The sequence below is a fragment of the Marinobacter sp. NP-4(2019) genome (assembly GCF_003994855.1).
Lineage (GTDB): Bacteria > Pseudomonadota > Gammaproteobacteria > Pseudomonadales > Oleiphilaceae > Marinobacter.
The window spans coordinates 3914696-3926928 of sequence record NZ_CP034142.1; the positions used below are offsets into that span (position 1 = coordinate 3914696).

The 12233-nt window shown below is 57.0% G+C and carries 10 protein-coding genes; 4 read left to right on the forward strand and 6 right to left on the reverse strand.

Features of this window, described 5'->3' with window-relative positions; genetic code table 11:
• Nucleotides 1-39: 39 nt before the first annotated feature.
• The 3 genes from EHN06_RS17870 to EHN06_RS17880 form a co-directional block, all read right to left on the reverse strand.
• A complete protein-coding gene (locus EHN06_RS17870; protein WP_127333854.1) occupies nt 40-777 on the reverse strand; it encodes a dentin sialophosphoprotein in 738 nt (245 codons plus the stop codon).
• Nucleotides 778-1158: 381 nt separating this feature from the next.
• A complete protein-coding gene (locus EHN06_RS17875) occupies nt 1159-2751 on the reverse strand; it encodes an isocitrate lyase (RefSeq protein WP_127333855.1) in 1593 nt (530 codons plus the stop codon).
• 245 nt (nt 2752-2996) lie between these two features.
• On the reverse strand, nt 2997-4943 hold the full coding sequence (locus EHN06_RS17880) for a CASTOR/POLLUX-related putative ion channel (RefSeq protein WP_127333856.1): 1947 nt from the start codon (nt 4941-4943) through the stop codon (nt 2997-2999).
• Between the two features lie 74 nt (nt 4944-5017).
• On the opposite strand from EHN06_RS17880, the gene EHN06_RS17885 reads away from it, so the two are divergent.
• Nucleotides 5018-6253, forward strand: coding sequence for a hypothetical protein (locus tag EHN06_RS17885; protein ID WP_127333857.1), 1236 nt, complete (start codon nt 5018-5020; stop codon nt 6251-6253).
• A 6-nt stretch (nt 6254-6259) separates the two neighbouring features.
• Here EHN06_RS17885 and dauA read toward each other — a convergent pair whose 3' ends face one another.
• Complete coding sequence (dauA, locus tag EHN06_RS17890) at nt 6260-7993, reverse strand: C4-dicarboxylic acid transporter DauA (RefSeq protein ID WP_127333858.1); 1734 nt, start codon at nt 7991-7993, stop codon at nt 6260-6262.
• A 132-nt stretch (nt 7994-8125) separates the two neighbouring features.
• Between dauA and EHN06_RS17895 the strand changes: the two genes are divergently transcribed.
• Both EHN06_RS17895 and EHN06_RS17900 read left to right on the forward strand, forming a co-directional pair.
• Nucleotides 8126-8302: a CopG family transcriptional regulator gene (locus EHN06_RS17895; protein WP_127333859.1), complete on the forward strand. Its 177-nt coding sequence runs from the start codon at nt 8126-8128 to the stop codon at nt 8300-8302.
• A gap of 34 nt (nt 8303-8336) precedes the next feature.
• A complete protein-coding gene (locus EHN06_RS17900) occupies nt 8337-9332 on the forward strand; it encodes a ChaN family lipoprotein (protein WP_127333860.1) in 996 nt (331 codons plus the stop codon).
• Nucleotides 9333-9383: 51 nt separating this feature from the next.
• Here EHN06_RS17900 and EHN06_RS17905 read toward each other — a convergent pair whose 3' ends face one another.
• Nucleotides 9384-9899: a macro domain-containing protein gene (locus tag EHN06_RS17905; protein WP_127333861.1), complete on the reverse strand. Its 516-nt coding sequence runs from the start codon at nt 9897-9899 to the stop codon at nt 9384-9386.
• A 39-nt stretch (nt 9900-9938) separates the two neighbouring features.
• Nucleotides 9939-11006: a beta-N-acetylglucosaminidase domain-containing protein gene (locus EHN06_RS17910; protein ID WP_127333862.1), complete on the reverse strand. Its 1068-nt coding sequence runs from the start codon at nt 11004-11006 to the stop codon at nt 9939-9941.
• A 125-nt stretch (nt 11007-11131) separates the two neighbouring features.
• Here EHN06_RS17910 and EHN06_RS17915 point away from each other — a divergent pair, with 125 nt between their 5' ends.
• Nucleotides 11132-12175 (forward strand): acyltransferase family protein, encoded by a 1044-nt coding sequence (locus EHN06_RS17915; protein WP_127333863.1) that lies wholly within the window; start codon nt 11132-11134, stop codon nt 12173-12175.
• The last annotated feature ends 58 nt before the right edge of the window (nt 12176-12233 follow it).

The following is a 12233-nucleotide window of genomic DNA, read 5'->3' on the forward strand; positions in this document are numbered from 1 at the left end:
TAACGGGGCCGCACCCGGGATGGGTGCGGCCAGTTACCATCAGTTGCCACTGGTGCTCAGGTTGGACATCACGCTGACGTTGGCCTGTGTCACATTGCCTGTGCCAGCGCTCTGGGCAAATGCCCCGATACCGGTGTAGTTGGCAGAACCACCGGAGATCTCGTTGTGGTTGGTCACTGCGGCCATACCCCCCTTATCACCATCAAGGGCGTTGACAGTGGCAACACCTGAAACCGTACCGTCCAGGTCAGATTCGTTCAGGAACACATGCAGGTCCAGGTCGGTAGTGCTGTTATCGGAATTGTCCGAATTGTCATTACCGCTGTCCGCAATCTTGAACGAATCGTTGATGCTGTTATCGGAATTGTCGTTGCCACTATCAGCGACATCTACATTGGTGCTGTTATCCGACTCGTCGTTGCCGCTGTCCTTGATCTTGAACGAGTCGGTCACGTTGGTGCTGTTATCGGAGTTGTCGTTGCCGCTGTCAGCGACATCAACATCGGTGCTGTTGTCTGAATTGTCGTTGGCGCTATCAGACACATTGGTGCTGTTGTCTGAGTTATCCGTGGAGTTGTCATTGCCGCTGTCCGCAATATCCACATTGGTGGAGTTGTCCGAATTGTCGTTAGCACTATCGGCGACGTTGGCGGCAAAGCTTCCATCATCAGCGTTGGTGTTCGGACTGCCATCGCCGCCCTGATCGGCCACGGCGGTTCCATATAGCCCGAGTCCCATAGCAACAGCAATCGCTAGCAAGCTTTTTCTGGTTTTCATGACATTCCTTCCTTATCCATGGTTTCAGCTTCGAAAGGATCCGCTCCACCTGAACTGACTACCGTCAACACATGGTTCAGACCCGCCTACATACCTGAGCGATTACCGTGCCAGCTTTCCTGAACAAAAATTAACATACTGTTATCAAAGGGCTTTTACTGCATTAAGGTAGGAATTATTTGTATGACCGGTTATTAAAACTGTTCCGACACTGAAACAGGTACTGAGGGGGAAGGACTCAATAAAGATGGTTTTTATTGATAATTCAACTGTATAGCAATATCTGCCAGTGTTAAAAAAACAAAACCCCGCATCAGGGCGGGGTTTTGGGATTCAGCCAGGGGCTTTCGCCCCCGGCCGACAGACAACCTGACCGTTCGATTAACCGAACTGGTTCATGGTGTTGTCTTTACCACCGGCTTTCAGAGCCGCATCACCTGCGAAGAACTCTTTGTGGTCGTCACCGATGTTGGAACCAGCCATGTCCTGGTGCTTGACGGTGGCGATACCCTGACGGATTTCCTTACGCTGAACACCTGCAACGTAGGCCAGCATGCCTTCGTCGCCGAAGTAACCCTTGGCCAGGTTGTCGGTAGACAGGGCCGCGGTGTGGTATGTCGGCAGGGTGATCAGGTGGTGGAAGATACCTGCTTCGCGTGAACCGTCACGCTGGAAGTTACGGCACCACTCGTCTGCCAGCTGAGCCAGCTCGGTGTTGTCGTACTCTTCGCTCATCAGCTTGGCACGGTCGTAAGCAGACACGTCCTTGCCTTCTTCCTGCCATGCGTCGAATACCTGCTGACGGAAGTTCAGGGTCCAGTTGAAGGACGGGCTGTTGTTGTAAACCAGCTTGGCGTCGGGCACCACTTCCTTGATGCGGTTAACCATGGAAGCAATCTGGCCAACGTGCGGCTTCTCGGTCTCGATCCACAGCAGGTCGGCGCCGTTCTGCAGGCTGGTGATGCAGTCCAGCACAACGCGGTCTTCGCCGGTACCCGGACGGAACTGGAACAGTCCGGAAGCCAGACGCTTGGGCTTCATCAGCTTGCCGTTGGACTTGATCACAACGTCGCCGTTGTTAATCTCGGAAGCGTCTTCGATGTAGTCACCATCGAGGAAGCTGTTGTACTGGTCGCCCAGGTCACCCGGCTCTTCGGTAACAGCCAGCTTCTGGGTCAGGCCTGCGCCCAGGGAGTCGGTACGGGCAACGATAACACCGTCGTCCACGCCCAGTTCCAGGAACGCCAGACGTACGGCGTTGATCTTGGACAGGAAGTCGGCGTGAGGAACGGTTACTTTACCGTCCTGGTGACCACACTGCTTCTCGTCGGAAACCTGGTTCTCGATCTGGATGCAGCAAGCACCGGCTTCGATCATCTTCTTGGCCAGCAGGTAGGTCGCTTCAGCGTTACCGAAACCTGCGTCGATGTCGGCAATAATCGGCACAACATGAGTTTCGTGGTTGTCGATCTGCTTGATCAGCTCTTCAGCCTTGGCAGTGTCGCCAGCGTTCTCGGCTTCTTCCAGGGCACGGAACAGGTGGTTCAGTTCCCAGGCATCCGCCTGACGCAGGAAGGTGTACAGCTCTTCGATGAGACTGGAAACAGCCGTCTTCTCGTGCATGGACTGGTCAGGCAGCGGACCGAACTCGGAGCGCAGGGCGGCAACCATCCAGCCAGACAGGTACAGGTAACGACGCTTGGTGCTACCGAAGTGCTTCTTGATGGACAGCATCTTCTGCTGGCCAATGAAGCCGTGCCAGCAGCCCAGGGACTGGGTGTACTGGGAAGTGTCCTTGTCGTAGTTCGCCATGTCTTCGCGCATGATCTTGGCGGTGTACTTGGCGATGTCCAGACCAGTCTTGAACTTGTTCTGGGCGCGCATGCGGGCTGCGTGCTTGGGGTTAATGGCGTTCCAGGTCGGGTTTTGCTTCAGGATAGAAGCAATGGCGTCAACGTCTTTTGCGTATGGCATGATCTCAGTCCTGTCGTTTAAGGTTTGAGGTGCTCTTCATCAGAAGCAGAAAACTACTCCGGCGAGCCAGCGACCCGATCAAAATCGTTCAGGTTGCTGACAATGGAAGCTACTTTAGTATCTTTAATTTTATAATTGAAATTTATATTATCTATTTTCGGCATTTTTATGGTGAATGGCCAAATAACCGGATTGACTTACCGCCAACACCCGGCCTGGAGCACAGCGCACTCAACCATTCAACATCAGGTATTCGCCAACACAACCAACTGGTCATCGGGCTGAAGGTCCAGAAAACACTTGCGCGGCGGGTTTAATTCCAGGCGCCTGCCGTCCACATCCGCGCCGTGTCGGAACACCCCTAATGCCAACTCGCCCCGCTCTGACAGGATTCTCTCCAGCAGGTGGAAATCGACACTTGCGGGTAACGGGTAATCCCGGGGATCACGAAACTGGATTTCCGCGCCTCCCGCAGTAAACAGTTCATCCAGTACCACCCGTAATTCCCGTCGCAGGGCCACTTGCGCCAGGACATGACTGAGGATCATCGGGCTGATCATCATTTCGCTCTGGTGACCACTTAACAGATGGCGATTGTCAGGGTCACTCAGTTCCATAATCAACTGGGGCCTGTGGGGGCTTTCGGCGAGGAGATCCTCCAGCTGCAAGTAGCCCACCATGGCACGGGCATCAGCCTCCTCGCCAGAGGCCAACCGGTCACTGCTCAACAGGATAACCGCATCATAATCCGCAGGGTTCACCTTGCGCAGTTCATCCTCGACCATGTAATCCGCCTCAATATGGCGGCAGGTCACTTCCTGACGATCCTGCAGGTACCTGGTTATATCCCGCTCCCTTTCCGCAGCCGGCACCACGGATACAATGTCGACATTGAACATCTGCCCCGCATAACTGCCAAACTCCGCAATCAGACTGGGCACACGGCGATTCCAGCCCAGCACCAGGATCGTTCGCGGACGATCCGCAGTCTTGCGAAGATAGCGACCGGCCCCGCCATGGGTGATGGTCGGTAAGGACGGAAGCTTGAGGTTGGCCTCGGTTTCCGAGTAATCACGAGCCAGCATGATGACCCGATCCGCCATTTCAATCGGGGTATCCGACGGTGCCATCAGGCGCACATCCCAACTGTTTCCTTTTGGCTTCAGAATCCCCAGTACGATGGCCAGCGGACGTTGGGCCGCGAGTTCTCCCAGGGTCATACCAGCAATGGATTCACCGCCACGCACGTAGATCTCATTCCCTTCACCAGCGGTCAGGAGTTCGTTATAGATCTCGGATAACCCCGGGTGCAGAATATTCTGAACCATCAACCGACTGATGGTGGCATCCCCGCCCACCACTTCGACTGCCCCCGGGTAGGCGCGTTCGATGACCGGATGCTTGCGAATATCCTGAATTTCCGCCACCACAAATGGCAGAGGCGCACCAAAGTGCCGCGCCTGGGCTGCAATTGACAGCAGTGCCTTGACTGTTTCCACATCGGAGGTCACCAGTGTGCCCGCCTCATGGGCCGCACTGGGAACAATCACCGCCGCAGCGTCCAGGCAGGCGACCCGATTCAATGCGTCTGGCTGGATAGCCAGACCGGAACGCAAAATAACCTGACGAGCCTTGCCCCTGATGCCTGGCTCGTTCCGCAGTTCATGGACCTGTCCGGCCGAGGCATGTTCCGAGAGCACAACCAGATTAAGGGTCTGGGCATCGTGCTTTTCCAGAAACCGGCGCACACGCCCCGATGAGCTCAACAACTCGGAAAGCAGAGGCAGGGTCTGGCTGGTCCAGCCCAGTACCACTATGTGGTTCTTCAGGGTAACCGGTGTCAACCCACGTTCCAGATCAGCCATTTTGGCAATTAACCAGCGGGTGAGGATCGCCACCAGCGTACCCATGAAGACCACGTAGCCACTGATGGTCAGCAGTGTCGAAACAAACCGCTGCCAGGTGCCAACATCGTCACCCAGATACCCCGGGTCGGTCAGGCGCAGAAACGCCCACCAGATAGCCGAACCGATATCGTCGAAGGCACCACCCTGGGGCACCACCAGCAATCCACCGATCAGTGAAATCAGGCCGATAAACACACCGACCACCAGCAACTGGAAACCGGCACCTTTTACCAGTTGACGTTCTACAATGAATTTAATCCGATCGATAATGCGAAATGGGAGCATGCGGCTTCCTTTTGGCCCTGGATGCAAAATACCCGTAGCATAGCGTAATAACGCTGATAAAGGCCCTGACGATCATGACCCGGAACTCCATCGGCACCGGCATCGCTCTTGGCATCATCCTGACACTCCCGGTTATCCCGGCCCACGCCAGCAACAACCACATTCCCCAGCCCTGGCGCCAGGATGCGGTCGTTCAGGGACGCAACGAACCCCCAAACACCGAACGCTTTCTTCACGAGCTCACTTTCCACCACCTCCACACTGTGCCCGGTCCCTCCGACAACGGCATCCGGGGAACGGGGGGCAGTGTCAGCAGCCGACAGCTGTACCTGGATTTTCGTTTCCGCAACGACTTTGGTTTCAACGACAACCGCCAGGGATTCCTGCTCGATGTCCAGCGCAGCGAAGACCTTGATGGGGCCTATCAACGCCAACTGGTAGGTTTCCGCCACAACCTGACCGACCGTACCGAGCTTTGGTTGCAGGGCGACGTCTTCTCCGACAAGTCCGAATCCGATGTCTACTTCAGCGTCCGACACCACCTGGACGGGAAAAGCTGGATTCATGGCAGTTGGATCCTGCCCGACGCCTATTTCAATGATAAAACCAGAACCCAGGACGAGTTCCGAGGCAAGCCCCAGAGCTTTTTCCTGCAATGGCGTCAGGCAAGCGATCCGGCAACCCCGGCCCTCGGCACCACGGCCTCCGCGACGGTATCACCGGAATCCCGCTTGCTGAGTCGCAGCGAGAACCTGCTGGTGGAGAATGAGTCCATCAAGGCCGCCCTGACCCACCGCTTCCGGCAGGGTAACTGGCGCTGGCATGCAGAACTCAGTGGAGAACGAACCCGCAGGGACTACCGGTTGTTCGGGGGCGATACAACCACATCCCCAACCTTCTCTCGCGATCACATCAAACTCGATACCAGCGTCACCGACACCGGGCTTCGTTACCGGCCCCGTCTCGGGCTGTCCTACCTGGCCCTGGATGAGGAGGGTTTCTTTGGTCGGGAATTGAATGATATCGGAACCATCCGGCGCCGGGAGCCCACGTTATATGGCGACCTGTCGTTGCCCCTGTCGCCCCGAACAAGCCTCTCTCCGGGACTGTACCTGAGCATTCCTGACATTCGCCAGACCTTTTCCGAACACCGGAGCCGACGCCATCACAGCTTTACCGGCAAGCTGACATTGCCGTTTGAAATGGTGATCTCCGAACAGGATCACGCCATGCTGACCCTGAGCCCGACGTTCTATCTGCACAAATTCGGGTTCGGTGGCGGTAACCTGCAACTACACTGGCCGATGTAAGACGCACTAGCCGATGGCGCGAGTCGTGACCGCCGTCAGGGCGGCATCCAGAGAGGGATAGAAACTGCTGACCCCCTCAACAGGCCCCACACCTGCCCGCGCCAGGGTTTTCAGCGGCTGGAACTGAAGGTCGGCAACAATAATACGGGTGCCCTCGGCCTGACAGACATCAACCAGCTTATTTAACGCCGACAACCCACCAGCGTCCAGGACCGTTACACCATCCATATAGAGAATAAGGCCCCGGGCGTTGTGGGACAGACCGGCCAGTTCGCCGAAGATTCGATCAGCTGCGGCGAAAAACAACGGCCCGTTGATCTTGAACACCTGCCATCCATCGGGAAGTCCGGCGCTCACGACACGCTTGTTTCCGGTGATGTCCGTGACCCTGGTCATCTGAGCCATTTCCCGCATGAACAGGACCGCCGCCAGCAGGATACCGGTGGTAATCGCGATCACCATATCCAGCGCAACGGTCAGGAAAAAACAGGTGAGGAATACCAGTACGTCGCTTTTCGGAGCGGTTTTCAGCAGGTGAACTGCTTTCGGTGCTTCGCTCATGTTCCAGGCCACCATGATCAGCAACGCGGCCATCGCTGCCATGGGCAGATATGCCAAGAACGGAGCAAGATAGACTAGCGCCAGCAACACCACAACGGCGTGTATCATCGCCGCCACCGGAGACTCGGCGCCGGCCTTGTAGTTGGCGGCGGAACGGGCAATGGCCGCCGTTGCCGTAATTCCCCCAAAGAATGGGGTGACGATATTGCCGATGCCCTGGCCGAGCAACTCGCTGTTGGCACTGTGGCGTTTTCCGGTCATGCCATCGAGTACCACCGCACACAACAGGGATTCGATGGCGCCGAGCATGGCAATAGCAAACGCTGCTGGCAGCAGCTCCTGCACCATGGACCAGCTGATTCCCAGCGGCTTGCCATCGACATCCGGACGCTGCCAGGGCCAGGCAAACTCGGGCAGGAAGGGAGGAATGCCTGTCCCGGCCGAACCGTCGGGCATCAGATAACTGAAACGGGAGCCGATGGTTGCGATATCGGCACCGCTGGTATTCAGAAAGAGCGCCAGCAAACTGCCGATCAGAACAGCAGGAAGATGTGGCGGAATGGGCGTTTTCAAACGGGGCCACAGCAGCATGGTGGTCAGTGTTGTGCCGGCCACCAATGTACTCATCGCATCGATGCCTGGCAGCCCCTGGGCCAACGCAGCGATTTTGTCCCAGTAATGCTCGGGCATGGCGCCAATGTTCAGCCCAAAAAAATCCTTTACCTGCAAGGTTGCGATGACCACGGCGATACCGCCAGTAAACCCCAACGTGACAGATTCCGGAATATACTCGATAAAACGCCCCAAACGCATCAACGCCATGATCACCAGCAGAATACCGGACATCAGCGTCGCCAACAGCAGGCCACCCAGGCCGTGGGATTGCGCAATGGGATAAAGGATGACAACAAATGCGGCGGTCGGCCCGGATATGCTGAACCGGCTGCCACCAAGCAGGGCAATCAGGAAGCCGGCGATGAATGCGGTATAGAGCCCATACTGGGGCGGCACACCGCTGGCAATGGCCAGCGCCATGGCCAGCGGGATCGCAATAATTCCCACCGTCAGACCGGCCATCACGTCCCGCGACAAACGCCGGCCAGTGTATGGCTCATCGAGACAGGCTTCCCGAAACCCGTGGGCCAGTCGCAGGGAAAACAGGTAGGCGCGGTGCGGCATGAACGTTCTCGGCCATTGAAATAGACTGGCTCTGATTATATTCTCATTAAAACATCATTCAATGTTAATCTGATTAACATGTAGTGCGAATATGAACCCAATCAATCGTTTCAAGAGATAGGACAAACAAATATGGAAAACCGCACGGCACGCCTGACCCTCCTGATAGATCCACAAAAGAAAGCCGCCTTTGAAGCCCTGTGCAAAGAAGAAGACGTTACACCCTCACAAAAAGTCCGGCAGTTCATCCGTGAATACGTAGAAGCAAGGCTTGGTGAAAACTGGCGGGAAAACCCACCAAAAAGCTGACAACCGCAGGCGTTTCGTGATCGTATAGTGAATCATGAAGACATTATCCTTCGCCCAGATATTGCTTACCTGCCTGTTCCTTACGGGCTGCGCTTCTCTGCCTGACAGTCAGGCACCTGTGCTACCGCCGCAATCCCAATACGATGCCATCATCACCGATGACCAGGGGAACGTGCTCTCCATAAACCAACTGGCCAGCCGGCTGCACTCCTTCGATGTGGTTGTCATCGGCGAATACCATAGCCACCACGGCGCCCACCTGCTGCAATCACTATTGCAGTCAGCGTTGTACCAACAACGTCCGCAACAGGTGCTGACCATGGAGCAGTTCACCCTGGATGACCAGAACGAACTGGATCTCTATCTGGCAGGCAAGTCCGGCGAGTCCGAATTGATTGCCGATGCCGGCGCCTGGCCCAACTACAAGGCGTCCTATCGTCCCCTGGTGGAGTTCTCCAAGGCCCGGAATATTCCGGTGATCGCCGCCAACGCGCCGGCGGATACCGTTCGTTGTGTCGGACGCAAGGGTGAAAAATACCTGAACACTCTGGCGATAGCCGAACGCAACCGGTTGCCGGAGCCACCCTTCACAGATACCCCGGCTTACCGGGAGAAGTTCTTCGACATGCTGGGCACAAACCACCATGGCTCCGGCCCCAGTGCCCGCCTGGAAAACAGCTACAAGGCCCAACTCCTGCGGGATAACACCATGGCGGACCAGGTTATCAAGGCACTACGCGACTACCCCCAGCACCAGGTGATTCACCTGACGGGCACGTTCCACGCGGAAAATCGCCTGGGCATGGTAGCCGTGCTGGAGAAGAAACGTCCCAATGTATCAGTGGCCGTCATCAGCCCGGCGTTCTGGCACTCCGGAGATAACCTCCAAAGCCTTGTCGAAGCCCATCAGCACAAAGGGAATTTTCTGTATTTCCTGCAGCCTCTGCCGCAGGAATACACCGACGCCGAACGTCACCGCAATGCCATCAGGGAGCAGTTCCGCCAGGCCGCCGACATAACCTGTGAGTGAAAGGCTGAACACCGCAACTCCGAGCGACGCTCCCTTCGCCGGAACCGGACCTCACATACGATCCAGCACGGCCTGACACACCCGCCGGTCCCCCTCACTGAACAGGACAAATCGTACCTTGTTGACGCGGGGGTATTTCGGCGCGGCCTCACGGAGGGTGCGAACGGCCACCGCCAGTGCATCCTCCAGCGGGTAACCGAAAGCCCCCGCGGAGATCGCAGGGAACGCCACCGACGTAAGGCCTGCCTGGTCAGCAAGCCTCAGAGCGTTACGGTAACAGTCTGCCAGCAACCGGTCCGATGGCTCGTCTACCCCATAAACCGGCCCAAGACAGTGAATAATATGGGCATTCGGCATGTCATGTGCGCCAGTAATCACCGCTTCACCAGGCTTGACGGGTGCCTTGGCACGGCACTCTTCCGCCAGCCCCGGTCCGGCCGCGGCGTGAATGGCACCGGCAACACCACCACCGGGCATAAGCCGGGCATTGGCGGCGTTGACCACTGCGTCCATGTCAGGCTGATGGGCAATGTCGCCCTGAATACATTCAATGGTGAAATCCGTCATCGCTGTCCTCCATTTCTGCCATGTGGGCATCCCCGGGGGTTACTGGGTCTCCACCATTTCGTCCGTGACCTGATAAACACCCGATAACCAACGGACGATTTCCTCGGCACCCGCGTGGGAATACCCCCGGTATTTGTCGAGCAATGCCTGTTTTTTGTCAGCACTGATTCGATGAAGACCGGCATCCTGCAGAACCAGCAAGTCCGCCATGACCTCATCAGCGAGGTCGATGCCCAGGACTTCCCGCGCGGCATGACGGAAAGCCTGTCCGTACTGATAATCGGGCCCCAGTCGGTAGCTTTCCGCCAGGGTAATGGCGGGTATACAGGTCAGTGTCGGCTGCAGCGCCGGATTGATGGCGTGCCCGGCCAGATACGCGGCATTGGCCGCCGGTCGCCCGGTGAAGCCCCGGAGGTGCAGGTGCCGCGACATGCGGTCACCGTCATTGACCGGGTAGTTGTCCCACAACAGGGGCTTACGACCGAGGACCTTGCTGACCCGCTTGAGGTGCCCCGGGGACACTTCCCGCGAACACACCTCCTCACCGGTCCAGAACACGCGGATGGTCGGATCCAGCCGTTCGCCCAGCGTCCTCAGATAATCTCCGGGACGCTCCCCGAACACTCGGTCCAGCACCGGATCATCGGAATAATAGCTAGGGCAGATCGTCAGCTGTTCCGCACGGGTCCGGTCGCGGATCCAGTGCATAATGTCCACCTGCCGGACAGCCAGGTCCGGGGTGTCGCTGCGCATGTCATCAAACAGGATCGCCAGTTCCTGGACACCGATTTCATCCAGAAACGCCAGTTTCGTTGTCAGTGCCTGCCGCGCTGCATCATTGAAGTCGTTAAACACTTCATAAGGGCTCAGGCCGACCCCGAAGCGTACTCCATGCCGGCGACAGAAATGGGCAAAATCCGCCAGCCCGACCGCCGCATCCTGTGGATGAGGCTCATCCCATCGCCGGCGCAGGAAGGCATCGGCCTTGGGAGCATAGAGATAAAACCGGTAACCGTGAGGTTCCAGCGCCATCACCAGTTCTTTCCGTTCCTCCCAGCTCCACAGGGGACCGTAAAAACCTTCGATGATTCCAAGTTCAGTGCTCATGGCTCCCTCCCGATACAAGCAGGTTAATACATCTTAAGCCGGCGGCAAGGCATCGGTATATCTGGCCAGTACTGCGATGCCTCAAAGCAGGCTACTATAGCCTGAACCTCTACGGAATCGTGACTATGGCGGAATCCTCACAGCGGCTGGCTGCTCTTGATGCACTCCGGGGTATTGCTGCCCTCGGCGTGGTGCTGTTTCATTATCTGCCTTATTACGATCAATTGTACGGCCATACGTTCACACCCCCGGCGATACTGGATTTTGGTCGCTATGGCGTGCACCTGTTTTTTATTCTGAGTGGCTTCGTGATCCTCATGACCCTGGAACGGACCCGGACGCCTGGCTGGTTCGGGCTGGCCCGGGCTTTTCGTCTGATGCCTGCGCTGTGGGCCGGTGTCGCGATAACCTTCCTGATGGTCCATGCGCTGGGGCCGGAAGATCGTGCCGTCAGCTTCGGCAGCGCCTTGCTGAACGTCACCTTGCTGCATGAATATCTGGAATTCCCTCATGTTGATGGCGCTTACTGGAGCCTGGTGATTGAGGCCACGTTCTATTGCTGGATCGCGCTGTTATTCTATGGCCTTCGGGAATGGGGCCGTATTCGCGCCGCCCTGTGGCTCTGGGTGGCGATCAGCTACGCCGGTGTCATCTGGTGGAAAGCTATTCCCGATACCCTGGATTTCCTGATCAAGGACCTGTTGTTCGTGAAGTATGCACCACTGTTCGTCAGTGGCATGCTGATCTACCGTTGGTATCAGCACGGTCGGCCGATGGCTATCGACGGGCTGCTGCTCGCCGTTGCAATCGGCCACGCACTGATTGCGTATAAATCACCGTTCAATGTCTTCGTGCTTGGTTGTTACGGAGTATTCGTGCTTGCGGTAGCGGGTTATCTCAACGTCCTGACCAACCGCGCGATGCTCTGGCTCGGCAGCCTGTCCTATGCCCTTTATCTGGTTCATCAGAACATTGGTTACGGCGTGATCACCTGGACCTACGAAGCCGGCCTGCCCGGCTGGGCGGGTGTCTGCCTGGCGCTGTTGCTGGCACTCGTGATCGCCTCGGCTATTCACTACAGCATCGAGAAGCCTGCGCTGAGGTGGTTCCGGAAAATCCGGAACAAACCCGCGGAACACCTCGAAATCCCCCTACGACCTACGTCTTAGGGGAACGGTATTTTCATTCCGTTCCCCTACAATTACTGCTACTTTGGACTAGGATAAA